Annotated in this window: 27 protein-coding genes, 1 tRNA gene and 1 pseudogene; all 29 read right to left on the bottom strand. The window is 55.7% G+C overall.

What is annotated here, in order from left to right; all coding sequences use genetic code 11:
* Positions 1-213: 213 nt before the first annotated feature.
* The gene (gene rpsN / locus J5M66_RS25420; protein ID WP_003186042.1) at positions 214-519 is read right to left on the bottom strand and encodes a 30S ribosomal protein S14; all 306 of its coding nucleotides are present in this window, start codon (positions 517-519) and stop codon (positions 214-216) included.
* Positions 520-532: 13 nt separating this feature from the next.
* Positions 533-1,072: a 50S ribosomal protein L5 gene (gene rplE, locus J5M66_RS25415; protein ID WP_003210069.1), complete on the bottom strand. Its 540-nt coding sequence runs from the start codon at positions 1,070-1,072 to the stop codon at positions 533-535.
* A gap of 20 nt (positions 1,073-1,092) precedes the next feature.
* On the bottom strand, positions 1,093-1,407 hold the full coding sequence (gene rplX / locus J5M66_RS25410; protein WP_003186046.1) for a 50S ribosomal protein L24: 315 nt from the start codon (positions 1,405-1,407) through the stop codon (positions 1,093-1,095).
* Between the two features lie 11 nt (positions 1,408-1,418).
* Complete coding sequence (rplN, locus tag J5M66_RS25405) at positions 1,419-1,787, bottom strand: 50S ribosomal protein L14 (RefSeq protein ID WP_002555479.1); 369 nt, start codon at positions 1,785-1,787, stop codon at positions 1,419-1,421.
* A gap of 23 nt (positions 1,788-1,810) precedes the next feature.
* Positions 1,811-2,077: a 30S ribosomal protein S17 gene (rpsQ, locus tag J5M66_RS25400; protein ID WP_003194644.1), complete on the bottom strand. Its 267-nt coding sequence runs from the start codon at positions 2,075-2,077 to the stop codon at positions 1,811-1,813.
* A gap of 2 nt (positions 2,078-2,079) precedes the next feature.
* The gene (rpmC, locus tag J5M66_RS25395; RefSeq protein WP_002555481.1) at positions 2,080-2,271 is read right to left on the bottom strand and encodes a 50S ribosomal protein L29; all 192 of its coding nucleotides are present in this window, start codon (positions 2,269-2,271) and stop codon (positions 2,080-2,082) included.
* Positions 2,271-2,684, bottom strand: a complete 414-nt coding sequence (rplP, locus tag J5M66_RS25390; RefSeq protein ID WP_003228729.1) for a 50S ribosomal protein L16 — start codon at positions 2,682-2,684, stop codon at positions 2,271-2,273. The genes rpmC and rplP overlap by 1 nt, the downstream gene beginning before the upstream one ends.
* A gap of 12 nt (positions 2,685-2,696) precedes the next feature.
* Entirely contained in the window at positions 2,697-3,383 is a 687-nt protein-coding gene (rpsC, locus tag J5M66_RS25385; protein WP_003176422.1) for a 30S ribosomal protein S3, read from the bottom strand.
* A 13-nt stretch (positions 3,384-3,396) separates the two neighbouring features.
* A complete protein-coding gene (gene rplV / locus J5M66_RS25380) occupies positions 3,397-3,729 on the bottom strand; it encodes a 50S ribosomal protein L22 (protein WP_003103908.1) in 333 nt (110 codons plus the stop codon).
* Between the two features lie 11 nt (positions 3,730-3,740).
* Positions 3,741-4,016 carry a 30S ribosomal protein S19 gene (rpsS, locus tag J5M66_RS25375; protein WP_011336172.1) on the bottom strand — a complete coding sequence of 92 codons (276 nt, stop codon included), beginning with the start codon at positions 4,014-4,016 and terminating at the stop codon, positions 3,741-3,743.
* 16 nt (positions 4,017-4,032) lie between these two features.
* The gene (rplB, locus tag J5M66_RS25370) at positions 4,033-4,857 is read right to left on the bottom strand and encodes a 50S ribosomal protein L2 (RefSeq protein WP_016772943.1); all 825 of its coding nucleotides are present in this window, start codon (positions 4,855-4,857) and stop codon (positions 4,033-4,035) included.
* Between the two features lie 14 nt (positions 4,858-4,871).
* Entirely contained in the window at positions 4,872-5,171 is a 300-nt protein-coding gene (gene rplW / locus J5M66_RS25365; RefSeq protein WP_002555488.1) for a 50S ribosomal protein L23, read from the bottom strand.
* Positions 5,168-5,770 carry a 50S ribosomal protein L4 gene (gene rplD, locus J5M66_RS25360; protein WP_003228735.1) on the bottom strand — a complete coding sequence of 201 codons (603 nt, stop codon included), beginning with the start codon at positions 5,768-5,770 and terminating at the stop codon, positions 5,168-5,170. The genes rplW and rplD overlap by 4 nt, the downstream gene beginning before the upstream one ends.
* Positions 5,771-5,782: 12 nt before the next feature.
* Positions 5,783-6,418, bottom strand: a complete 636-nt coding sequence (gene rplC / locus J5M66_RS25355; protein ID WP_003228738.1) for a 50S ribosomal protein L3 — start codon at positions 6,416-6,418, stop codon at positions 5,783-5,785.
* An 80-nt stretch (positions 6,419-6,498) separates the two neighbouring features.
* On the bottom strand, positions 6,499-6,810 hold the full coding sequence (gene rpsJ / locus J5M66_RS25350; protein ID WP_003186070.1) for a 30S ribosomal protein S10: 312 nt from the start codon (positions 6,808-6,810) through the stop codon (positions 6,499-6,501).
* A 154-nt stretch (positions 6,811-6,964) separates the two neighbouring features.
* Entirely contained in the window at positions 6,965-8,158 is a 1,194-nt protein-coding gene (tuf, locus tag J5M66_RS25345; protein ID WP_024014521.1) for an elongation factor Tu, read from the bottom strand.
* A gap of 31 nt (positions 8,159-8,189) precedes the next feature.
* Entirely contained in the window at positions 8,190-10,295 is a 2,106-nt protein-coding gene (gene fusA, locus J5M66_RS25340; RefSeq protein WP_016772942.1) for an elongation factor G, read from the bottom strand.
* Positions 10,296-10,325: 30 nt separating this feature from the next.
* A complete protein-coding gene (gene rpsG / locus J5M66_RS25335; protein ID WP_016772941.1) occupies positions 10,326-10,799 on the bottom strand; it encodes a 30S ribosomal protein S7 in 474 nt (157 codons plus the stop codon).
* 107 nt (positions 10,800-10,906) lie between these two features.
* Complete coding sequence (gene rpsL, locus J5M66_RS25330) at positions 10,907-11,278, bottom strand: 30S ribosomal protein S12 (protein WP_003186084.1); 372 nt, start codon at positions 11,276-11,278, stop codon at positions 10,907-10,909.
* A gap of 216 nt (positions 11,279-11,494) precedes the next feature.
* Positions 11,495-15,694 (bottom strand): DNA-directed RNA polymerase subunit beta', encoded by a 4,200-nt coding sequence (gene rpoC / locus J5M66_RS25325; protein WP_016772940.1) that lies wholly within the window; start codon positions 15,692-15,694, stop codon positions 11,495-11,497.
* Positions 15,695-15,758: 64 nt separating this feature from the next.
* Entirely contained in the window at positions 15,759-19,832 is a 4,074-nt protein-coding gene (rpoB, locus tag J5M66_RS25320) for a DNA-directed RNA polymerase subunit beta (protein WP_016772939.1), read from the bottom strand.
* Between the two features lie 221 nt (positions 19,833-20,053).
* Positions 20,054-20,419, bottom strand: a complete 366-nt coding sequence (rplL, locus tag J5M66_RS25315) for a 50S ribosomal protein L7/L12 (protein WP_007962228.1) — start codon at positions 20,417-20,419, stop codon at positions 20,054-20,056.
* A 73-nt stretch (positions 20,420-20,492) separates the two neighbouring features.
* Complete coding sequence (gene rplJ, locus J5M66_RS25310) at positions 20,493-20,993, bottom strand: 50S ribosomal protein L10 (RefSeq protein ID WP_008081912.1); 501 nt, start codon at positions 20,991-20,993, stop codon at positions 20,493-20,495.
* A 198-nt stretch (positions 20,994-21,191) separates the two neighbouring features.
* Positions 21,192-21,887, bottom strand: a complete 696-nt coding sequence (gene rplA, locus J5M66_RS25305; protein ID WP_016772938.1) for a 50S ribosomal protein L1 — start codon at positions 21,885-21,887, stop codon at positions 21,192-21,194.
* The gene (gene rplK / locus J5M66_RS25300; RefSeq protein WP_003176435.1) at positions 21,887-22,318 is read right to left on the bottom strand and encodes a 50S ribosomal protein L11; all 432 of its coding nucleotides are present in this window, start codon (positions 22,316-22,318) and stop codon (positions 21,887-21,889) included. Before rplK ends, rplA begins: the two co-directional genes overlap by 1 nt.
* A 118-nt stretch (positions 22,319-22,436) precedes the next feature.
* Positions 22,437-22,970, bottom strand: a complete 534-nt coding sequence (gene nusG, locus J5M66_RS25295) for a transcription termination/antitermination protein NusG (RefSeq protein ID WP_007957598.1) — start codon at positions 22,968-22,970, stop codon at positions 22,437-22,439.
* A gap of 9 nt (positions 22,971-22,979) precedes the next feature.
* Entirely contained in the window at positions 22,980-23,348 is a 369-nt protein-coding gene (secE, locus tag J5M66_RS25290) for a preprotein translocase subunit SecE (RefSeq protein WP_123443233.1), read from the bottom strand.
* 45 nt (positions 23,349-23,393) lie between these two features.
* A tRNA-Trp gene (locus J5M66_RS25285) sits at positions 23,394-23,469 on the bottom strand.
* A 53-nt stretch (positions 23,470-23,522) separates the two neighbouring features.
* Positions 23,523-23,722 (bottom strand): annotated as a pseudogene (locus tag J5M66_RS25280) (elongation factor Tu); the annotation flags it as partial.

Raw genomic sequence — 23,722 nt, 5'->3', positions numbered from 1 at the left:
CTCATGGGCTAGACGCTCCTAATACAAAAAAATTAGCCTTGCGGCTACTACTTGTCGCCGAGAACTTCCGGGCAGAAAAACACGGGCTCAGGCGAGCCGGTCATTCTAGACACACCCCAGAAATGAATCAAGCCCCAAAAGGGGCTTGATTCAGATTCAAGGTCACCGATGGTCAGGTTCTTGCGAACCCGAACATCGAGACTTTGACAACTGTTACCAGCTGGCTTTAACCAGACCTGGTACGTCACCACGCATTGCAGCTTGACGCAGCATGTTACGGCCGAGGCCGAACTTGCGGTACACGCCGTGCGGACGACCAGTCAGGCGGCAACGGTTACGCATGCGCGAAGCGCTTGCGTCACGTGGTTGCTTCTGCAGAGCTACGGTAGCTTCCCAACGCGCTTCTGGACTTGCGTTCAGATCGACGATGATAGCTTTCAGCGCTGCACGCTTGGTGGCGTACTTGGCAACGGTGAGCTGACGCTTCAGCTCACGGTTCTTCATGCTCTTCTTGGCCATTTTCCTACTCCAATCAGTTGCGGAACGGGAATTTGAAAGCACGCAGCAGAGCGCGGCCTTCATCATCGTTCTTGGCAGTGGTGGTCAGGGTAATGTCCAGACCGCGGAGAGCATCGATCTTGTCGTAGTCGATTTCCGGGAAGATGATCTGCTCTTTCACGCCCATGCTGTAGTTGCCACGACCATCGAAGGACTTGGCATTCAGGCCGCGGAAGTCGCGAACCCGAGGCAGGGAGATCGACAGCAGACGATCCAGGAACTCGTACATACGCTCACGGCGCAGGGTCACTTTGACGCCGATCGGCCATCCTTCGCGGACTTTGAAGCCAGCGATGGATTTACGAGCGTAGGTCACAACGACTTTCTGGCCGGTGATCTTTTCCAGGTCAGCAACAGCGTGCTCGATGACTTTTTTGTCGCCGATCGCTTCGCCCAGACCCATGTTCAGGGTGATTTTGGTAACGCGCGGAACTTCCATCACGTTCGAAAGCTTAAGTTCTTCCTTAAGTTTCGGAGCGATTTCCTTCCGGTAAATCTCTTTTAGTCGTGCCATGGTCTTCTACCTAGCAGTGTTCAAGCATCAACCGCTTTTTGGGTCGACTTGAAGACACGAATTTTCTTACCGTCTTCTACTTTGAAACCAACGCGGTCAGCCTTGTTGGTTTCGCCGTTGAAGATGGCGACGTTGGAAGCGTGCAGTGGCGCTTCTTTCTCGACGATACCGCCCTGTACGCCCGACATCGGGTTAGGCTTGGTATGACGCTTGACCAGGTTCAGACCACCAACAACCAGACGGTTGTCAGCAAGAACCTTCAGCACCTTACCGCGCTTACCTTTGTCTTTGCCGGCGATCACGATGATCTCGTCGTCACGACGAATCTTTTGCATGTCGGATCTCCTTACAGCACTTCTGGGGCGAGCGAGACGATCTTCATGAACTTCTCAGTACGAAGTTCACGGGTCACTGGCCCAAAGATACGGGTGCCGATCGGCTCTTGCTTGTTGTTCAGAAGAACAGCAGCGTTGCCATCAAAGCGGATAATGGAGCCATCAGCACGACGTACGCCGTGACGAGTGCGGACTACAACAGCAGTCATCACTTGGCCTTTTTTCACCTTACCGCGAGGAATTGCTTCCTTCACGGTAACTTTGATGATGTCACCGATACCAGCGTAACGACGATGGGAGCCACCCAGCACCTTGATGCACATAACACGGCGAGCGCCGCTGTTATCGGCCACATCGAGCATGGATTGAGTCTGAATCATATAATTTCTCCGACCCCTAGCCCTTAGACTTCCACAGCGCGTTCGAGAACATCAACCAGCGCCCAAGACTTGGTCTTGGCCATCGGACGAGTTTCACGAATAGTGACTTTGTCGCCGATGTGGCACTGATTGGTTTCGTCGTGCGCGTGCAGCTTAGTCGAACGCTTAACGTATTTACCGTAGATCGGGTGCTTTACGCGACGCTCGATCAGAACGGTGATGGTTTTGTCCATCTTGTCGCTGACAACACGGCCAGTCAGCGTACGGACAGTTTTTTCGGCTTCAGCCATGATCACTTACCTGCCTGCTGGTTGAGCACAGTCTTCACGCGAGCGATGTCACGCTTAACTTGCGAGAGCAGATGAGACTGCCCCAACTGGCCAGTTGCTTTCTGCATGCGCAGATTGAACTGGTCGCGCAGCAAGCCGAGCAGTTGCTCGTTCAGCTGCTGTGCGGATTTTTCACGAAGTTCATTCGCTTTCATCACATCACCGTCCGTTTAACAAAGGAGGTGGCGAGCGGCAGCTTTGCAGCAGCCAGGGCGAAAGCCTCACGCGCCAGCTCTTCAGAAACACCCTCGATTTCATACAGGACTTTGCCTGGCTGAATCTGGGCAACCCAGTACTCCACGTTACCCTTACCTTTACCCATACGAACCTCGAGAGGCTTCTTGGAGATCGGCTTGTCCGGGAATACACGGATCCAGATCTTGCCGCCACGTTTTACGTGACGGGTCAGAGCACGACGCGCTGACTCGATCTGACGAGCGGTGAGACGACCACGAGCAACAGACTTCAGCGCGAACTCGCCGAAGCTGACTTTGCTACCGCGCAGTGCCAGACCACGGTTGTGGCCGGTCATCTGCTTGCGGAACTTCGTACGCTTTGGTTGCAACATTTGGCGTACCCCTTACTTAGCAGCTTTTTTACGAGGCGCTGGTGCTTGTGGTTTCAGTTCTTCTTGGCGACCACCAATAACTTCGCCTTTGAAGATCCAAACCTTTACACCGATCACACCGTAAGTGGTGTGAGCTTCGTAGTTGGCATAGTCGATGTCGGCACGCAGGGTGTGCAGTGGCACACGACCTTCGCGATACCATTCAGTACGTGCGATTTCAGCACCGCCGAGACGACCGCTCACTTGGATTTTGATGCCCTTGGCACCAATGCGCATGGCGTTCTGTACAGCGCGCTTCATAGCGCGACGGAACATTACACGACGCTCCAGCTGCTGAGCTACGCTCTGCGCAACCAGCATACCGTCGAGCTCCGGCTTGCGGATCTCTTCGATATTGATGTGCACAGGCACACCCATTTGCTTGGTCAGGTCCTGACGCAGTTTCTCAACATCTTCACCTTTCTTCCCGATAACGATACCTGGACGAGCGGTGTGGATGGTGATGCGTGCAGTTTGGGCCGGACGATGGATATCGATACGGCTTACGGACGCGCTTTTTAGTTTGTCTTGGAGATACTCACGCACTTTCAGATCTGCGAACAAGTAGTCCGCATAAGTCCGACCGTCTGCGTACCAGACGGAGGTGTGCTCCTTGACGATTCCCAGGCGAATGCCAATGGGATGTACTTTCTGACCCATCTCTTCGACTCCGTTACTTGTCAGCAACCTTGACAGTGATATGGCAAGACCGCTTGACGATGCGATCAGCACGGCCTTTGGCACGTGGCATGATGCGCTTCAGCGAACGCCCTTCGTTGACGAAAACGGTGCTGACCTTCAGGTCATCAACGTCTGCGCCTTCGTTATGCTCGGCGTTGGCTACGGCCGACTCCAGCACTTTCTTCATGATCTCGGCGGCTTTCTTACTGCTGAAAGCCAACAGGTTGAGCGCTTCGCCCACCTTCTTCCCGCGGATCTGGTCGGCGACCAAGCGGGCTTTCTGGGCGGAGATTCGAGCGCCCGACAACTTAGCGGCTACTTCCATTTCCTTACCCCTTAACGCTTGGCTTTCTTGTCAGCCACGTGCCCGCGATAGTTGCGGGTACCGGCGAACTCGCCCAGTTTGTGGCCGACCATGTCTTCGTTAACGAGAACTGGGACGTGCTGACGACCGTTGTGTACTGCGATGGTCAGACCGACCATTTGTGGCAGGATCATCGAACGACGCGACCAGGTTTTAATTGGTTTGCGATCGTTCTTTTCCGCCGCCACTTCGATCTTCTTCAGTAGGTGAAGATCAATAAAAGGACCTTTTTTCAGAGAACGTGGCACTGTCGTATCCCTCTATTTACTTGCGACGACGGACGATCATTTTGTCGGTACGCTTATTACCACGAGTCTTCGCGCCCTTAGTCGGGAAGCCCCATGGCGATACCGGATGACGACCACCAGAGGTACGACCTTCACCACCACCATGTGGGTGGTCAACCGGGTTCATGGCAACACCACGAACGGTTGGGCGAACGCCACGCCAGCGTTTGGCACCAGCTTTACCCAGCGAACGCAGGCTGTGCTCGGAGTTCGAGACTTCACCCAGGGTCGCACGGCATTCAGCCAGGACTTTACGCATTTCACCGGAACGCAGACGCAGGGTCACGTAGACACCTTCACGAGCGATCAGCTGAGCCGAAGCACCAGCGGAACGAGCGATCTGTGCACCTTTACCTGGCTTCAATTCGATGCCGTGTACGGTAGAACCGACTGGAATGTTGCGCAGTTGCAGAGCGTTGCCTGGCTTGATTGGAGCCAGAGCGCCTGCGATCAGCTGGTCGCCAGCACTCACGCCTTTAGGGGCGATGATGTAGCGGCGCTCGCCGTCTGCGTAGCAGAGCAGTGCGATGTGAGCAGTACGGTTTGGATCGTATTCGATACGCTCGACAGTGGCGACGATGCCATCTTTGTCGTTGCGACGGAAATCGACCATACGGTAATGCTGCTTATGACCACCACCGATGTGACGAGTGGTAATACGGCCATTGTTGTTACGACCACCAGACTTCGATTTTTTCTCGAGCAGCGGTGCGTGAGGAGCGCCTTTATGCAGCTCCTGGTTGACCACCTTGACCACAAAACGGCGGCCAGGGGAAGTCGGTTTGCATTTAACGATTGCCATGATGCACCCCTTCCTTACTCAGCACTGCTGCTGAAATCGAGATCTTGGCCTGGCTGAAGGGAGATAACTGCCTTCTTCCAGTCATTACGCTTGCCCAGACCGCGAGCAGTGCGCTTGCTCTTACCCAGAACGTTCAGGGTAGTGACGCGCTCTACTTTCACGCTGAACAGGCTTTCGACGGCCTTCTTGATTTCCAGCTTGGTTGCATCAGTAGCAACCTTGAAAACGAACTGGCCTTTCTTGTCTGCCAGAACCGTAGCCTTCTCGGAAACGTGCGGGCCAAGCAGAACTTTAAATACGCGTTCCTGGTTCATCCCAGCAGCTCCTCGAATTTCTTCACGGCCGACACGGTGATCAACACCTTGTCGTATGCGATCAGACTAACTGGATCGGAACCTTGCACATCACGTACATCTACGTGCGGCAGGTTGCGAGCAGCCAGGTACAGGTTCTGATCAACAGCGTCCGACACGATCAGAACGTCGGTCAGGCTCATGTTGTTCAGTTTGCCCAGCAGATCTTTGGTTTTCGGAGTTTCAACAGCGAAATCCTGAACCACGACCAGACGATCAGTACGCACCAGCTCAGCAAGGATGGAACGCATTGCTGCGCGATACATCTTCTTGTTCAGCTTCTGGGAGTGATCCTGTGGACGAGCTGCGAAAGTGGTACCGCCGCCACGCCAGATTGGGCTACGGATAGTACCGGCACGAGCACGGCCAGTACCTTTCTGACGCCATGGGCGCTTGCCGCCACCACGAACGTCGGAACGGGTCTTCTGCTGCTTGCTACCTTGACGGCCGCCGGCCATGTAGGCCACGACTGCTTGGTGAACCAGCGTCTCGTTGAATTCGCCGCCAAATGTCAGTTCGGAAACTTCGATCGCTTGAGCGTCATTTACATTTAATTGCATGTCAGCTTCCCCTTAACCGCGAGCCTTGGCTGCTGGACGTACAACCAGGTTGCCGCCAGTAGCGCCAGGAACAGCACCCTTGACCAACAACAGATTGCGTTCAGCGTCCACGCGCACTACTTCCAGGGACTGCACGGTCACGCGCTCAGCGCCCATATGACCGGACATTTTTTTGCCCTTGAATACACGACCAGGAGTCTGGCACTGGCCGATAGAGCCTGGGACGCGGTGGGATACGGAGTTACCGTGGGTGTTATCTTGCCCGCGGAAATTCCAACGCTTGATCGTACCCTGGAAGCCCTTACCCTTGGACTGACCGGTTACATCAACCAGTTGGCCAGCGGCGAAGATTTCAGCGTTGATCAGATCGCCAGCCTGGTACTCGCCTTCTTCAAGACGGAATTCCATGGTAGTGCGACCAGCGGCAACGTTCGCTTTAGCGAAGTGGCCAGCCTGAGCTGCTGTTACACGCGAAGCGCGACGCTCGCCGACAGTGACTTGCACTGCACGATAGCCATCGGTCTCTTCAGTTTTGAACTGGGTGACGCGATTCGGCTCGATCTCAATGACCGTGACCGGAATGGAGACACCTTCTTCGGTGAAAATACGGGTCATACCGCATTTACGACCGACTACACCAATAGTCATGTTGTAAACCTCATGAGTGTACGGGGCTTTCACCCGCTATGGCCGCCCATTTCAGAGCGTTACACGACCAAGACCGAGTCTTAGCCGAGGCTGATCTGCACTTCCACACCGGCCGCAAGATCAAGCTTCATCAGCGCATCAACGGTTTTATCCGTTGGCTGGACGATGTCCAGGACACGCTTATGAGTGCGGATTTCGTACTGGTCACGCGCGTCTTTGTTGACGTGCGGGGAAACCAGAACGGTGAACCGCTCTTTACGGGTAGGCAGTGGAATTGGACCACGCACTTGAGCACCAGTACGTTTCGCGGTTTCCACGATTTCCTGGGTTGATTGGTCGATCAGGCGATGGTCAAAAGCCTTCAACCTGATACGGATTTGCTGATTTTGCATTGGATTTCAGACTCCGGCTGCTATTCCCACCGGGCGCAATACGCCCGTTAAAAGGAGGCGCAATTCTATAGACGCCCCCGATAGGTGTCAACCCAATAAAAAAGCCCCCGCTGAGCGGGGGCTTTTTCAATCCATCAAGCTGACTTTAAAAGTCTTACTCGATGATTTTGGCTACGACGCCAGCGCCGACGGTACGACCGCCTTCACGGATAGCGAAACGCAGACCGTCTTCCATCGCGATGGTTTTGATCAGGGTAACAGTCATCTGAATGTTGTCACCTGGCATTACCATTTCAACGCCTTCTGGCAGCTCGCAGTTACCAGTCACGTCAGTAGTACGGAAGTAGAACTGTGGACGGTAGCCTTTGAAGAACGGAGTGTGACGACCGCCTTCTTCCTTGCTCAGAACGTAAACTTCTGCGGTGAACTTGGTGTGCGGCTTGACCGAACCTGGCTTGACCAGAACCTGGCCACGCTCAACGTCGTCACGCTTGGTACCACGCAGCAGAACGCCGCAGTTCTCGCCAGCACGACCTTCGTCGAGCAGCTTGCGGAACATTTCAACACCGGTGCAGGTGGTGGTGGTGGTGTCACGCAGACCAACGATTTCCAGAGCGTCCTGAACGCGAACGATACCGCGCTCGATACGACCAGTCACAACAGTACCGCGACCCGAGATCGAGAACACGTCTTCGATTGGCATCAGGAATGGCTTGTCGATCATACGAACTGGTTCTGGGATGTAGGTGTCCAGAGTTTCAACCAGTTTACGAACGGCAGTGGTGCCCATTTCGTTGTCGTCTTTGCCTTCCAGCGCCATACGAGCCGAACCGATGATGATCGGAGTGTCGTCGCCCGGGAAGTCGTAGGTCGACAGCAGGTCACGAACTTCCATCTCAACCAGTTCCAGCAGCTCAGCGTCGTCTACCAGGTCAGCCTTGTTCAGGAAAACCACGATGTACGGAACGCCTACCTGACGGGACAGCAGGATGTGCTCACGGGTTTGTGGCATCGGACCATCAGCGGCCGAGCAAACCAGGATCGCGCCGTCCATCTGGGCAGCACCGGTGATCATGTTCTTCACGTAGTCAGCGTGACCTGGGCAGTCAACGTGAGCGTAGTGACGAATAGTCGAGTTGTACTCAACGTGAGCGGTGTTGATGGTGATACCGCGAGCTTTTTCTTCTGGTGCGCTGTCGATCTTGTCGAATTCAACGACGGCCGAACCGAAAACTTCGGAGCAGACGCGAGTCAGAGCAGCAGTCAGAGTGGTTTTACCGTGGTCAACGTGACCGATGGTGCCAACGTTGACGTGCGGTAGGGAACGATCAAATTTTTCTTTAGCCACGACAATTAACTCCTAGCCTAAAGGGGCTGAATCAGCCTTGTTTTTTGGTTACGGATTCGACGATGTGCGACGGAGCCGTATCGTATTTTTTGAATTCCATAGAGTAGCTTGCGCGACCCTGGGACATGGAACGAACGTCGGTCGCATAACCGAACATCTCACCCAGTGGAACCTCGGCACGGATAACCTTGCCGGACACTGTGTCTTCCATACCCTGGATCATGCCGCGACGACGGTTAAGGTCGCCCATCACATCACCCATATAGTCTTCAGGCGTAACAACCTCTACAGCCATGATCGGCTCGAGCAACTCACCACCACCCTTCTGGGCCAGTTGCTTGGTCGCCATGGAAGCAGCCACTTTAAACGCCATCTCGTTGGAGTCGACGTCGTGGTAAGAACCATCGAACACGGTAGCCTTCAGGCCGATCAGCGGATAGCCGGCAACAACGCCGTTCTTCATCTGCTCTTCGATACCCTTCTGGATAGCCGGGATGTATTCCTTAGGAACCACACCACCTACAACTTCGTTCACGAATTGCAGACCTTCCTGACCTTCGTCAGCAGGAGCAAAACGGATCCAGCAGTGACCGAACTGGCCACGACCACCGGACTGACGAACGAACTTGCCTTCGATTTCACAGTTCTTCGTGATGCGCTCACGATACGAAACCTGAGGCTTGCCGATGTTGGCTTCGACGTTGAACTCACGGCGCATCCGGTCAACCAGGATGTCCAGGTGCAGCTCGCCCATGCCGGAGATGATCGTCTGACCAGTCTCTTCATCAGTTTTAACGCGGAAAGACGGGTCTTCCTGGGCAAGCTTGCCCAGAGCGATACCCATTTTTTCCTGGTCATCCTTGGTCTTAGGCTCTACGGCAACCGAAATAACCGGCTCCGGGAAGTCCATGCGAACCAGGATGATTGGCTTGTCAGCGTTGCAGAGGGTTTCACCGGTGGTGACGTCCTTCATGCCGATCAGGGCCGCGATGTCGCCAGCGCGCACTTCCTTGATCTCTTCACGGGCGTTTGCGTGCATTTGCACCATACGACCCACGCGCTCTTTCTTGCCTTTGACCGAGTTGATCACGCCGTCGCCGGAGTTCAACACGCCCGAGTAAACGCGGACGAAGGTCAGGGTACCCACGAACGGGTCGGTAGCGATCTTGAACGCCAGAGCCGCGAAAGGCTCGTTGTCGTCTGCATGACGCTCCATCTCTTCTTCCTCGTTATCAGGGTTGGAACCCTTGATAGCAGGAATGTCGGTCGGAGCAGGCAGGTAGTCGATAACGGCGTCGAGAACCAGGGGAACACCCTTGTTCTTGAACGAAGAACCGCAAACGGCCAGAACGATTTCGCCGGCGATAGTACGCTGACGCAAAGCAGCCTTGATCTCTTCGATCGACAGCTCTTCGCCTTCCAGGTACTTGTTCATCAGCTCTTCGTTGGCTTCGGCAGCAGCTTCAACCATGTTGTTGCGCCACTCTTCAGCCAGCTCTTGCAGCTCGGCAGGAATGTCCTTGCGAACAGGGACCATACCTTTGTCGGAGTCGTTCCAGTAGACAGCTTGCATGTTGATCAGATCGATCTGACCCTGGAAGTTGTCTTCGGAACCGATGGCCAACTGGATCGGCACCGGAGTGTGACCCAGACGCTGCTTGATCTGACCGATCACGCGCAGGAAGTTGGCGCCGGCACGGTCCATCTTGTTTACGTAAACAAGACGTGGAACGCCGTATTTGTTGGCTTGACGCCATACGGTTTCCGACTGCGGCTCAACACCCGAAGTACCGCAGAACACAACGACAGCGCCGTCGAGTACGCGCAGGGAACGCTCAACTTCAATGGTGAAGTCAACGTGGCCCGGGGTATCGATTACGTTGAAACGGTGCTCGTGAGAGTACTGCTTCTCGGAACCTTTCCAGAAGGCGGTAATGGCAGCAGACGTAATGGTAATACCACGCTCCTGCTCCTGAACCATCCAGTCTGTGGTCGCGGCGCCATCATGCACCTCGCCCATTTTGTGACTTTTGCCGGTGTAAAACAGTACGCGCTCGGTGGTGGTGGTTTTACCAGCATCCACGTGAGCGACGATACCGATGTTACGGTAGCGGCTAATCGGAGTAGTACGAGCCATAAAGCCCTCGCAAAATTAGTGAAGCTAAAATTAGAAGCGGTAGTGCGAGAAAGCTTTGTTAGCTTCGGCCATACGGTGCACGTCTTCACGCTTCTTAACAGCAGCACCTTTACCTTCAGCAGCATCCAGCAGTTCGCCAGCCAAACGCAGAGCCATAGACTTCTCGCCGCGCTTACGGGCGAAGTCTACCAACCAGCGCATTGCCAGAGCGTTACGACGGGAAGGACGAACCTCGACCGGAACCTGGTAAGTAGCACCACCAACGCGGCGCGACTTCACTTCGACCAGCGGAGCGATGGCGTCGAGTGCTTTTTCGAAGAGTTCCAGGGGATCGGTGCCAGCCTTACGGGCCGCAACGGTTTCCAGGGCACCATAAACGATACGCTCGGCAACGGCTTTCTTGCCGCTTTCCATAACGTGGTTCATGAATTTGGCGAGGATCTGGCTTCCGTATTTCGGATCGTCCAGAATCTCACGCTTTGCTGCTACGCGACGTCTTGGCATGATAAGCCCTCAAGCGGTCTTCAGGTTAGCTCGGGACAGATCCAGAGGATGCGTGCCCGACCTTACTCTTATCGACTCAATAAAATAAAAATCTGCAAAACGGCCGATTACTTCGGACGCTTGGTACCGTACTTCGAACGACCCTGGTTACGGCCTTTAACGCCGGAAGTATCCAAGGAGCCGCGAACGGTGTGGTAACGAACACCTGGCAAGTCTTTTACACGACCGCCGCGGATCAGTACCACGCTGTGCTCTTGCAGGTTGTGGCCTTCACCGCCGATGTACGAGGAAACCTCGAAACCGTTGGTCAGACGCACACGGCATACTTTACGCAGTGCCGAGTTAGGTTTTTTCGGCGTGGTGGTGTACACACGGGTGCACACGCCACGACGTTGCGGGCAGTTCTGCAGCGCAGGTACGTCGGATTTCTCGACGATACGCTTACGCGGCTGACGTACCAGCTGGTTGATAGTTGCCATCTACTAGCTCCACTGTTGTCTTGCGACGCTATTGTCTTGCAAGAAAAGCAAAATGGCAGGAACGAATTCCCGCCAAATTTAGGGGATCAAGAGTCTAAAGAGGATCTTGATCCCAGTCAAGGCAAGGCCCCGACCTCCCCGCCCATCGAACCTTGACTTAATGTCTCGATTCGACGAACGGAGCGATCAGGGCCTCACGCTCGTTTATCGCAGAACTCAGTTACCGCTCGAGTTCAGCGCTTCGGTCAGTGCCGCTTCCACTTCACTGGCGCTCACGCGCAACGGCTTGTCGGCATCACGGCGACGCTTGCGCTCGCTGTGATAGGCAAGACCGGTACCGGCCGGGATCAGACGACCCACGACTACGTTTTCTTTCAGGCCGCGCAGGTAATCGCGCTTGCCGGTGACTGCCGCTTCGGTCAGTACGCGGGTGGTTTCCTGGAAGGAAGCCGCCGAGATGAACGATTCGGTGGACAACGACGCCTTGGTGATACCCAGCAGAACGCGAGTGAACTTGGAGACAAACTTGTCTTCCGCGCTCAGACGCTCGTTCTCTACCAGCACGTGAGTCAGTTCCATCTGGTCGCCCTTGATGAAGCTGGAATCGCCGGACTCGGAGATCTCAACTTTACGCAGCATCTGACGCAGGATGGTCTCGATGTGCTTGTCGTTGATCTTCACGCCTTGCAGACGATAAACGTCCTGGATCTCGTTGACGATGTACTTGGCCAGCGCGCTTACACCCAGCAGACGCAGGATGTCGTGCGGATCGCTTGGACCGTCGGAGATAACTTCGCCGCGGTTTACCTGTTCGCCTTCGAAGACGTTCAGGTGACGCCACTTCGGAATCAGCTCTTCGTACGGATCGCTACCGTCGTTCGGGGTAATGACCAGACGGCGCTTGCCCTTGGTCTCTTTACCGAACGCGATGGTGCCGCTGACTTCAGCCAGAATCGACGCTTCTTTCGGACGACGGGCTTCGAACAGGTCGGCAACACGCGGCAGACCACCGGTGATGTCACGGGTCTTCGAAGTTTCCTGCGGGATACGAGCGATAACATCACCGATCGCAATCTTCGCACCGTCAGCCACACCGACCAGGGCGTTTGCTGGCAGGAAGTACTGAGCGATAACGTCAGTGCCTGGCAGCAACAGATCCTTGCCGTTGTCGTCGACCATCTTCACTGCTGGACGGATTTCCTTGCCGGCAGCTGGACGATCTTTCGCGTCGAGTACTTCAATGTTGGTCATACCGGTCAATTCGTCAGTCTGACGCTTGATCGTGATGCCTTCTTCCATGCCCACGTAGGTCACGGTACCTTTCATTTCGGTAACGATCGGGTGAGTGTGCGGATCCCACTTAGCCACGATTGCGCCAGCGTCGACCTTGTCACCTTCCTTAACCGAAATCACAGCACCGTACGGCAGCTTGTAACGCTCGCGCTCACGACCGAAGTCGTCCGCAATTGCCAGCTCACCGGAACGGGACACCGCAACCAGATGGCCATCCACTCGCTCAACGTGCTTCAGGTTGTGCAGACGGACGGTACCGCCATTCTTCACCTGAACGCTGTCGGCTGCGGAAGTACGGCTTGCCGCACCACCGATGTGGAACGTACGCATGGTCAGCTGAGTACCCGGCTCACCGATGGACTGGGCAGCGATAACGCCGACCGCTTCACCGATGTTCACCTGGTGACCACGAGCCAGATCACGGCCGTAGCACTTGGCACAGATGCCGTAGCGGGTTTCGCAGCTGATCGGCGAACGCACGATCACTTCGTCGATGCTGTTCAGCTCGATGAACTCGACCCACTTCTCGTCAACCAGAGTGCCGGCAGGAACGATAACGTCCTCGGTACCCGGCTTGAATACGTCACGGGCAATGACACGACCCAATACGCGCTCACCCAGCGGCTCTACAACGTCACCGCCTTCAATGTGCGGAGTCATCAGCAGACCGTGTTCGGTGCCGCAATCGATCTCGGTAACTACCAGATCCTGCGCCACGTCTACCAGACGACGCGTCAGGTAACCGGAGTTAGCGGTTTTCAACGCGGTATCCGCCAGACCTTTACGAGCACCGTGAGTCGAGATGAAGTACTGAAGTACGCTCAGACCTTCACGGAAGTTCGCAGTAATCGGCGTTTCAATGATGGAACCGTCCGGCTTGGCCATCAGACCACGCATACCGGCCAGCTGACGAATCTGTGCTGCGGAACCCCGCGCACCCGAGTCGGCCATCATGTACATCGAGTTGAAAGACTCTTGGTCGACTTCGTCGCCGTGACGGTCGATGACTTTCTCTTTCGAGAGGTTGGCCATCATCGCCTTGGAAACTTCGTCGTTCGCTTTCGACCAGAGGTCGATCACTTTGTTGTACTTCTCGCCCTGGGTTACCAGGCCGGAGGCGTACTGGCTCTCGATCTCTTTCACTTCGTCGGTGGCTGCACCGATGATGCGGGCTTTTTCATCCGGGATAACGAAGTCGTTAACACCGATGGAAACGCCGGAGATGGTCGAGTAAGCGAAACCGGTGTACATCAACTGGTCAGCGAAGATCACGGTCTCTTTCAGACCAACCACGCGGTAGCACTGGTTGATCAGCTTGGAGATCGCCTTTTTCTTCATCGGCAGGTTGACGACGTCGAACGACAGACCTTTCGGCACAACCTGGAACAGCAGCGCACGGCCGACAGTGGTGTCGACGATACGGGTACCGCTCACGCTGTTGCCGTCACGGTCGTTGACGGTTTCGTTGATACGAACCTTGACCTTGGCGTGCAGTGCGGCTTCGCCGGCACGGAACACACGGTCGACTTCCTGCAGATCCGCGAACACACGACCTTCGCCCTTGGCGTTGATCGCTTCACGAGTCATGTAGTACAGACCCAATACAACGTCCTGCGACGGAACGATGATTGGCTCACCGTTGGCTGGCGACAGAATGTTGTTGGTCGACATCATCAACGCACGGGCTTCGAGCTGGGCTTCCAGCGTCAGCGGTACGTGCACGGCCATTTGGTCGCCGTCGAAGTCGGCGTTGTACGCGGCGCAGACCAGAGGGTGCAGCTGGATAGCCTTACCTTCGATCAGTACCGGTTCAAACGCCTGGATACCCAGACGGTGAAGGGTCGGTGCACGGTTGAGCAGAACCGGGTGTTCGCGAATCACTTCAGCGAGAACGTCCCAAACCTCTGGCAACTCGCGCTCGACCATTTTCTTGGCCGCTTTGATGGTGGTCGCCAGACCACGCATTTCCAGCTTGCCGAAAATGAACGGCTTGAACAGCTCGAGAGCCATCTTCTTCGGCAGACCGCACTGGTGCAGACGCAGGGTCGGGCCTACGGTAATTACCGAACGACCGGAGTAGTCAACACGCTTACCGAGCAAGTTCTGACGGAAACGACCTTGCTTACCCTTGATCATGTCAGCCAGGGATTTCAGAGGACGCTTGTTGGAACCGGTGATTGCGCGGCCACGACGACCGTTGTCGAGCAGTGCATCGACCGCTTCCTGCAACATACGCTTTTCGTTGCGCACGATGATGTCCGGCGCGGACAGATCCAGCAGGCGCTTCAAACGGTTGTTACGGTTGATCACTCGACGATACAGATCGTTGAGGTCGGAGGTCGCGAAACGACCGCCATCCAGCGGGACCAGTGGACGCAGATCTGGCGGCAGAACCGGCAGAACGGTCAGCACCATCCACTCTGGCAGGTTGCCGGAACCCTGGAAGGCTTCCATCAACTTCAGACGCTTGGACAGCTTCTTGATCTTGGTTTCCGAGTTGGTTTGCGGAATCTCTTCGCGCAGACGGCCAATCTCGTGCTCCAGGTCGATAGCATGCAGCAGTTCACGGACAGCTTCGGCACCCATGCGGGCGTCGAAATCGTCACCAAACTCTTCCAGCGCTTCGAAATACTGCTCGTCGTTCAGCAGCTGACCTTTCTCAAGGGTGGTCATGCCTGGATCGATAACGACATAGCTCTCGAAGTAGAGAACGCGTTCGATATCACGCAGGGTCATGTCCATCAGCAGGCCGATACGCGACGGCAGCGATTTCAGGAACCAGATGTGGGCAACCGGCGAAGCCAGTTCGATGTGCGCCATGCGCTCACGACGAACCTTTGCCAGTGCGACTTCAACGCCGCACTTCTCGCAGATCACACCACGGTGCTTCAAGCGCTTGTACTTACCGCACAGGCACTCGTAATCCTTTACCGGACCAAAGATCTTGGCGCAGAACAGGCCGTCACGCTCGGGTTTGAACGTACGGTAGTTGATGGTTTCCGGCTTTTTAACTTCACCGAACGACCACGAACGGATCATCTCCGGCGAGGCCAATCCGATGCGGATGGCGTCGAACTCTTCGACTTGACCCTGGTTTTTCAGCAAATTCAGTAGGTCTTTCAAGGCCTTTCCTCCTGGCGGAGCAGAGAGCGGGCATTCCTGCCCCGCTCTCGATTCGCGTCACGTGTTATTCGGTTTCCAGATCGATATCGATGCCGAGGGAACGAATTTCCTTGATCAACACGTTGAAGGACTCGGGCATGCCCGGCTCCATACGGTGATCGCCATCCACGATGTTCTTGTACATCTTGGTACGGCCGTTCACATCGTCCGACTTCACTGTGAGCATTTCTTGCAGAGTGTAAGCAGCACCGTATGCTTCCAGTGCCCAGACCTCCATCTCCCCGAAACGCTGACCACCGAACTGCGCCTTACCACCCAGCGGCTGCTGGGTAACCAGGCTGTAAGAACCGGTAGAACGCGCGTGCATCTTGTCGTCTACCAAGTGGTTCAGCTTCAGCATGTACATGTAGCCAACGGTAACTGGACGCTCGAACTTGTTGCCGGTACGGCCGTCGGTCAGCTGCATCTGGCCGCTTTCCGGCAGGTCTGCCAGTTTCAGCATGGCCTTGATTTCGCTTTCCTTGGCGCCGTCGAACACTGGAGTGGCCATTGGAACGCCGCCACGCAGGTTGTTCGCCAGATCGAGGATTTCCTGATCGGAGAAGCTGTCCAGATCTTCGTTACGACCGCCGATCTGGTTGTAGATCTCGTCCAGGAAGGTGCGCAGTTCAGCGACTTTACGCTGCTCTTCGACCATCCGGTTGATCTTCTCGCCCAGACCTTTGGCCGCGAGGCCCAGGTGGGTTTCGAGGATCTGACCAACGTTCATACGCGAAGGTACGCCCAGCGGGTTGAGGACCACGTCGACCGGGGTGCCATTGGCATCGTGCGGCATGTCTTCAACCGGCATGATCACGGAGACCACACCCTTGTTACCGTGACGACCGGCCATCTTGTCGCCCGGCTGGATGCGGCGACGGATTGCCAGGTAAACCTTGACGATTTTCAGCACGCCTGGAGCCAGGTCATCGCCCTGCTGCAGTTTGCGCTTCTTGTCTTCGAACTTGTCGTCCAGCAGACGGCGACGATCAACGATGTAGGCCTGAGCCTTCTCGAGCTGCTCGTTCAGCGCATCTTCAGCCATGCGCAGTTTGAACCACTGGCCGTGCTCAAGACCGTCGAGTACTTCGTCGGTGATGTCCTGCCCCTTCTTCAGGCCGGCGCCGCCTTCGGCCTTGTGGCCTACCAGTGCGGAACGCAGACGCTCGAAAGTCGCGCCTTCAACGATGCGGAACTCTTCGTTCAGATCCTTGCGGATCTCGTCCAGCTGGGACTTCTCGATCGACAGTGCACGAGCATCACGCTCAACGCCGTCACGGGTGAAGACCTGTACGTCGATGACAGTACCTTTGGTGCCGGTTGGCACGCGCAGGGATGTGTCTTTAACGTCGCTGGCTTTTTCACCGAAGATTGCACGCAGCAGTTTTTCTTCCGGAGTCAGTTGGGTCTCGCCTTTGGGAGTGACCTTGCCAACCAGGATGTCGCCTGCGCCTACTTCAGCACCTACGTAAACGATACCGGCTTCGTCCAGCTTGTTCAGTGCAGCTTCACCCACGTTCGGGATGTCCGCAGTGATTTCCTCTGGGCCAAGCTTGGTGTCACGGGCCACACAGGTCAGTTCCTGAATGTGGATCGTGGTGAAACGGTCTTCCTGAACCACACGCTCGGACAGGCAGATGGAGTCTTCGAAGTTGAAGCCGTTCCATGCCATGAACGCGATGCGCATGTTCTGACCCAGCGCCAGCTCACCCATGTCGGTGGACGGGCCGTCGGCCATGATGTCGCTACGCTGAACGCGATCACCTTTACGCACCAGCGGACGCTGGTTGATGCAGGTGTTCTGGTTCGAGCGGGTGTACTTGGTCAGGTTGTAGATGTCGACACCGGCTTCACCGGTTTCAACTTCGTCATCGGCAACACGAACCACGATACGGCTGGCATCGACGGAATCGATCACGCCACCACGACGAGCCACGACGCAAACGCCGGAGTCACGGGCTACGTTACGCTCCATGCCGGTACCTACCAGCGGCTTGTCAGCGCGCAGAGTCGGTACAGCCTGACGCTGCATGTTCGAACCCATCAACGCACGGTTGGCGTCGTCGTGCTCGAGGAACGGAATCAGCGACGCTGCAACCGACACAACCTGCTTCGGCGAAACGTCCATCAGGGTGACGTCTTCCGGCGCCTTGACGGTGAATTCGTTCAGGTGACGTACGGCAACCAGTTCGTCGATCAGGACTTTCTGCTCGTTCATGGTCGCCGAAGCCTGCGCGATCACGTGATCGGCTTCTTCAATAGCGGACAGGAACACGATCTCGTCGGTGACTACACCCTCTTTCACCACGCGGTACGGGCTTTCCAGGAAGCCGTACTGGTTGGTGCGAGCGTACGCAGCCAGGGAGTTGATCAGGCCGATGTTCGGACCTTCCGGCGTTTCAATCGGGCAGACACGACCGTAGTGAGTCGGGTGTACGTCACGGACTTCGAAGCCTGCGCGCTCACGAGTCAGACCGCCAGGGCCGAGTGCAGAGACACGACGCTTGTGGGTGATCTCGGACAGCGGGTTGTTCTGGTCCATGAACTGCGACAGCTGGCTGGAACCGAAGAACTCTTTCACCGCCGCAGCCACTGGCTTGGCGTTGATCAGGTCTTGCGGCATCAGGCCTTCGCTTTCTGCCATCGACAGACGCTCTTTGACCGCACGCTCAACACGTACCAGGCCAACGCGGAACTGGTTCTCGGCCATTTCGCCTACGCAGCGAACACGACGGTTACCCAGGTGGTCGATGTCATCGACGATGCCTTTACCGTTGCGGATGTCGACCAGAGTCTTCAGGACCGCGACGATGTCTTCCTTGCACAGCACGCCCGAACCTTCGATCTCGGTACGACCGATACGACGGTTGAACTTCATCCGGCCGACCGCAGACAGGTCATAGCGCTCAGGGCTGAAGAACAGGTTGTTGAACAGGGTTTCGGCAGCGTCTTTGGTTGGCGGCTCGCCTGGACGCATCATGCGATAGATCTCGACCAGCGCTTCCAATTGGTTGCTGGTGGAGTCGATCTTCAGCGTGTCGGAGACGAACGGACCGCAGTCGATGTCGTTGGTGTACAGGGTCTCGATGCGAACGACCTGAGCCTTGGCGATTTTTGCCAGGACTTCAGTGTTCAGCTCGGTGTTGCATTCGGCCAGGATTTCTCCGGTAGCCGGGTGCACGATAGCCTTGGCGGTGGTGCGGCCAAGGACGTAGTCGAGTGGCACGTCCAGCGTCTTGATACCGGCTTTTTCGATCTGGTTGATGTGGCGCGCGGTAATACGGCGGCCTTGCTCAACGATGACCTTGCCCTTCTCGTCCTGGATGTCCAGAACCGCAACTTCACCACGCAGGCGCGATGGCACCAGTTCCAGGCTGAGGGTTTCGCCGCTCAGGTGGAATACGTTGGTGGTGTAGAACGCGTCCAGCACTTCTTCGGTGGTGTAACCGAGTGCGCGCAGCAGTACCGAAGCCGGCAGTTTGCGACGACGGTCGATACGCACGAAGACGCAGTCTTTCGGGTCGAATTCGAAGTCCAGCCACGAACCGCGGTAAGGAATGATGCGAGCCGAGTACAGCAGTTTGCCGGAGCTGTGCGTCTTGCCGCGGTCGTGGTCGAAGAACACGCCCGGGGAACGGTGCAGCTGGGAAACGATAACACGCTCGGTACCGTTGATTACGAAGGTACCGTTCTCAGTCATCAGGGGGATTTCACCCATGTAGACTTCTTGCTCTTTGATGTCCTTGATCGCTTTGTTCGACGATTCTTTGTCGAAAATGATCAGGCGCACTTTTACCCGCAAAGGTACGGCGAAAGTCACACCGCGCAATACGCATTCTTTGACATCAAATGCCGGTTCGCCCAGGCGATAACCGACGTACTCCAGCGCAGCATTGCCGGAGTAGCTGATGATCGGGAAAACGGATTTGAAGGCCGCATGCAGGCCCACGTCGCGGAACTGATCTTTAGTCGCTCCCGCTTGCAAGAATTCACGATACGAATCCAGCTGGATGGCCAGGAGGTAAGGCACATCCATGACGTCCGGCAACTTGCTAAAGTCCTTGCGGATACGTTTTTTCTCAGTATATGAGTAAGCCATCAGCGTTCCCCAGCTTGGTCACCTGCTTGTTTGGCCCCTCCCGACGGGAGCAGCCAGAAAATCGTGCAAACCCCATGGTTTGCGCCACCGCATCGGGTGGTTACAGCGCCTTTATCAGCACCGACCCAGTCGGCTGCCAATAACGGAAAAAGGCCGGTGGCAAGAGCCACCAGCCATCAGCCTGTCGCTTGACGCTCGGGCTGGAGGAGCAAAGTCGATGCTTACTTCAGCTCGACTTTAGCGCCTGCTTCTTCCAGCTTCTTCTTGGCGTCTTCAGCCGCTTCTTTCGAAACGCCTTCAGCTACAACCTGAGGAGCGCCGTCTACTTTCTCTTTGGCTTCTTTCAGGCCCAGACCGGTCAGTTCACGAACTGCCTTGATCACGTTAACCTTCTTCTCGCCAGCTTCCAGCAGAACAACGTTGAACTCGGTTTGCTCTTCAACAGCAGCAGCAGCTACAGCTGGGCCAGCCGAAGCGGCAGCAGCGGTAACACCGAAGGTTTCTTCCATCGCTTTGATCAGCTCAACGATTTCCACTACGGATTTCTGGCCGATTGCTTCGATGATTTGTTCGTTAGTCAGAGACATGACTCAATTCCTGAATTGGGGGACGGCCTACGCGACCATCGAAATAAACAAAAAACGCGAGAAGTGACGAGCCTTAGGCTGCGGCAGCTTCTTTCTGGTCGCGAATTGCCGCCAGAGTACGAGCCAATTTGCTGGTTGCGCCTTGAATCACGCTCATCAGCTGAGAAATTGCTTCGTCACGGGTCGGCAGAGTTGCCAGTACGTCGATCTGATTAGCTGCGAGGAACTTGCCCTCGAACGCAGCTGCCTTGATCTCGAACTTGTCCTGACCCTTGGCAAACTCTTTGAAGATACGGGCAGCAGCGCCCGGATGTTCGTTCGAGAATGCAATCAGGGTCGGGCCGGTGAACACGTCGTTGAGGACACTGTATTGAGTGTCAGCAACAGCGCGCTTGAGCAGGGTGTTACGTACGACACGTACGTAAACGCCAGCTTCACGAGCCTCTTTACGGAGTCCGGTCATTGCGCCTACTGTTACGCCACGTGCATCAACCACGACAGCGGACAGAGCGACTTTGGCAGCCTCGTTGACTTCAGCGACGATGGCCTTCTTGTCTTCGAGATTAATTGCCACGGGTTTAACTCCTGCTTGTTACCGTTTCATTCGATCGGAACCGAATGTCGTTTTGGTGTCTGATTCGGTAAGGAACCGGGAGCACCATCTGCGTAGGCTTGAGGTTTAAGGCTTGCGCCGCCTACGGTCTTGGATAGCCCCCGCCAGGCAGGGACCCCAATCTTTCAATTGGCGCGGCAAACCGCGCCAACCTTTGTCTTACGCGTCGAGCGAGCTCTGGTCGATAACCAGACCTGGGCCCATGGTGGTGCTCAGGGTAACGCGCTTGACGTAAATGCCTTTCGAGGAAGCTGGCTTGATACGCTTCAGATCAGCGATCAGGGCTTCAACGTTTTCCTTCAGCTTGACGGCGTCGAAGCCCATCTTGCCAACGGAAGTGTGGATGATGCCGTTTTTGTCGGTGCGATAACGAACCTGACCAGCCTTGGCGTTCTTGACCGCGTTGGCTACGTCTGGAGTTACGGTGCCGACTTTAGGGTTAGGCATCAGGCCACGTGGACCGAGGATCTGACCCAACTGACCTACAACGCGCATGGCATCCGGGGATGCGATCACTACGTCATAGTTCAGGTCGCCGCCTTTCATTTCGGCAGCCAGGTCGTCCATACCTACACGGTCAGCGCCGGCAGCCAGAGCGGCCTCAGCAGCTGGACCCTGGGTGAACACAGCAACGCGAACGGTCTTGCCAGTGCCGTGTGGCAGCACAGTAGCGCTACGAACAACCTGGTCAGATTTACGCGGGTCTACACCCAGGTTTACAGCAACGTCGAACGACTCGCTGAACTTGACAGTCGACAGCTCGGCCAGCAGAGCAGCGGCGTCTACGATGTTGTAGGCCTTGCCTGCTTCGATTTTGCCGGCGATAGCCTTTTGACGCTTGGTCAGCTTAGCCATTACACACCCTCCACGTTAAGGCCCATGCTACGAGCAGAACCGGCGATAGTACGCACGGCTGCATCCATATCAGCTGCAGTCAGATCCGCGTTTTTGGTTTTCGCGATTTCTTCCAGCTGAGCACGGGTAACGGTGCCAACCTTAACGGTGTTCGGACGAGCGGAACCGCTGGTCAGACCGGCCGCCTTCTTCAGCAGAACCGAAGCAGGGGTGGATTTGGTTTCGAAAGTGAAGCTACGGTCGCTGTAGACAGTGATGATCACTGGAGTCGGCAGACCTGGCTCAAGACCCTGGGTACGGGCGTTGAAAGCCTTGCAGAATTCCATGATGTTCACGCCGTGCTGACCCAGAGCAGGACCAACCGGTGGACTTGGGTTAGCCTGAGCGGCCTTCACTTGCAGCTTGATGTAAGCGGTAATCTTCTTGGCCATGAGGCACTCCAATTACGGGTTCGAACGCCTCGAAAGGCTCCCCGGTTACTTGCGCGTTTATCCCAGTGACGACAAAACCCCACAGCCTTAGGCTGCGGGGTTGGGATTGCTTGCCCAGTTAGACCTTCTCGACCTGACTGAACTCGAGCTCCACCGGAGTAGAGCGACCGAAAATGAGCACTGCCACTTGGATCCGGCTCTTTTCGTAGTTAACTTCTTCCACAACGCCATTGAAATCAGCGAATGGACCGTCATTGACACGTACCGTCTCGCCTGGCTCGAACAACGTCTTCGGCTTCGGCTTGTCGCTACCATCAGCAACGCGACGCAGAATCGCTTCTGCCTCTTTATCGGTAATCGGCGCAGGCTTGTCAGCGGTACCGCCGATGAAACCCATCACCCGAGGAGTATCCTTGACCAAGTGCCAAGTACCCTCGTTCATATCCATCTGGACCAGCACATAGCCTGGGAAGAACTTCCGTTCGCTTTTGCGCTTCTGGCCGTTACGCATCTCAACCACTTCTTCAGTGGGAACCAGAATCTCGCCGAAGCCATCTTCCATGCCAGCCAGCTTTACGCGCTCGATCAGCGAGCGCATCACATGCTTCTCGTAACCCGAGTAAGCATGCACAACATACCAACGCTTAGCCACGGGACACCCTTAGCCGACAATCAAGGAAACAAGCCAGCCGAGCAGGGAATCAAGACCCCACAACAGCAACGCCATAACCAGAACAACAGCCACGACAATCAGCGTGGTCTGCGTGGTTTCTTGGCGAGTTGGCCACACGACTTTACGAATCTCGGTGCGAGCTTCCTTAACCAGTACAAAGAAAGACTTGCCCTTCGCGGTTTGCAGGCCTACAAAGACAGCTACAGCAGCAATGGCAAGCAAAGCGAGTACACGGTACAGGATCGGCGAAGCAGCGTAATACTGATTGCCAACAACGCCAACAACTACCAAAGCGACTACTACAAGCCACTTGAGCAGATCGAAGCGAGAGCCTTGAGCTTCAGCTTTAGGAGTCATCTATGAAGATCCTGTGAAAAGAAAGCCAGACACACCGAGTGAATCTGGCAGGTCAGGAGGGAATCGAACCCCCAACCTACGGTTTTGGAGACCGTCGCTCTGCCAATTGAGCTACTGACCTAAAACAAAATCAGGCCGACCATTATGCCGGCCCGAAAAATACATTACAACCGCTTATTCGATGATTTTGGCTACGACACCAGCGCCGACGGTACGACCGCCTTCACGGATAGCGAAACGCAGACCATCTTCCATCGCGATGGTTTTGATCAGGGTAACAGTCATCTGAATGTTGTCACCTGGCATTACCATTTCAACGCCTTCTGGCAGCTCGCAGTTACCAGTCACGTCAGTAGTACGGAAGTAGAACTGTG

Origin of the sequence: Pseudomonas sp. 67(2021) (genome assembly GCF_017491835.1) — a bacterium.
GTDB lineage: Bacteria > Pseudomonadota > Gammaproteobacteria > Pseudomonadales > Pseudomonadaceae > Aquipseudomonas > Aquipseudomonas atacamensis.
Note: the sequence above shows the minus strand (reverse complement) of the source record. Positions and strands in the feature narration are given on the sequence as shown.

What these genes read in the sequence shown, in the direction of transcription:
- rplE (WP_003210069.1), bottom strand. Translation starts at nt 1,072, where the DNA reads ATGGCACGACTAAAAGAGATTTACCGGAAGGAAATCGCTCCGAAACTT.
- rplL (WP_007962228.1), bottom strand. Translation starts at nt 20,419, where the DNA reads ATGTCTCTGACTAACGAACAAATCATCGAAGCAATCGGCCAGAAATCC.
- rpsG (WP_016772941.1), bottom strand. Translation starts at nt 10,799, where the DNA reads ATGCCAAGACGTCGCGTAGCAGCAAAGCGTGAGATTCTGGACGATCCG.
- secE (WP_123443233.1), bottom strand. Translation starts at nt 23,348, where the DNA reads ATGACTCCTAAAGCTGAAGCTCAAGGCTCTCGCTTCGATCTGCTCAAG.
- rplP (WP_003228729.1), bottom strand. Translation starts at nt 2,684, where the DNA reads ATGTTGCAACCAAAGCGTACGAAGTTCCGCAAGCAGATGACCGGCCAC.
- rpmC (WP_002555481.1), bottom strand. Translation starts at nt 2,271, where the DNA reads ATGAAAGCGAATGAACTTCGTGAAAAATCCGCACAGCAGCTGAACGAG.
- rpsJ (WP_003186070.1), bottom strand. Translation starts at nt 6,810, where the DNA reads ATGCAAAATCAGCAAATCCGTATCAGGTTGAAGGCTTTTGACCATCGC.
- fusA (WP_016772942.1), bottom strand. Translation starts at nt 10,295, where the DNA reads ATGGCTCGTACTACTCCGATTAGCCGCTACCGTAACATCGGTATCGTC.
- rpsC (WP_003176422.1), bottom strand. Translation starts at nt 3,383, where the DNA reads ATGGGTCAGAAAGTACATCCCATTGGCATTCGCCTGGGAATCGTCAAG.
- rpsQ (WP_003194644.1), bottom strand. Translation starts at nt 2,077, where the DNA reads ATGGCTGAAGCCGAAAAAACTGTCCGTACGCTGACTGGCCGTGTTGTC.
- rplA (WP_016772938.1), bottom strand. Translation starts at nt 21,887, where the DNA reads ATGGCTAAGCTGACCAAGCGTCAAAAGGCTATCGCCGGCAAAATCGAA.
- rplX (WP_003186046.1), bottom strand. Translation starts at nt 1,407, where the DNA reads ATGCAAAAGATTCGTCGTGACGACGAGATCATCGTGATCGCCGGCAAA.
- rplB (WP_016772943.1), bottom strand. Translation starts at nt 4,857, where the DNA reads ATGGCAATCGTTAAATGCAAACCGACTTCCCCTGGCCGCCGTTTTGTG.
- rplN (WP_002555479.1), bottom strand. Translation starts at nt 1,787, where the DNA reads ATGATTCAGACTCAATCCATGCTCGATGTGGCCGATAACAGCGGCGCT.
- rpsN (WP_003186042.1), bottom strand. Translation starts at nt 519, where the DNA reads ATGGCCAAGAAGAGCATGAAGAACCGTGAGCTGAAGCGTCAGCTCACC.
- rplK (WP_003176435.1), bottom strand. Translation starts at nt 22,318, where the DNA reads ATGGCCAAGAAGATTACCGCTTACATCAAGCTGCAAGTGAAGGCCGCT.
- rpoB (WP_016772939.1), bottom strand. Translation starts at nt 19,832, where the DNA reads ATGGCTTACTCATATACTGAGAAAAAACGTATCCGCAAGGACTTTAGC.
- rplD (WP_003228735.1), bottom strand. Translation starts at nt 5,770, where the DNA reads ATGCAATTAAATGTAAATGACGCTCAAGCGATCGAAGTTTCCGAACTG.
- rplC (WP_003228738.1), bottom strand. Translation starts at nt 6,418, where the DNA reads ATGACTATTGGTGTAGTCGGTCGTAAATGCGGTATGACCCGTATTTTC.
- rplW (WP_002555488.1), bottom strand. Translation starts at nt 5,171, where the DNA reads ATGAACCAGGAACGCGTATTTAAAGTTCTGCTTGGCCCGCACGTTTCC.
- rplV (WP_003103908.1), bottom strand. Translation starts at nt 3,729, where the DNA reads ATGGAAGTAGCCGCTAAGTTGTCGGGCGCTCGAATCTCCGCCCAGAAA.
- rpsL (WP_003186084.1), bottom strand. Translation starts at nt 11,278, where the DNA reads ATGGCAACTATCAACCAGCTGGTACGTCAGCCGCGTAAGCGTATCGTC.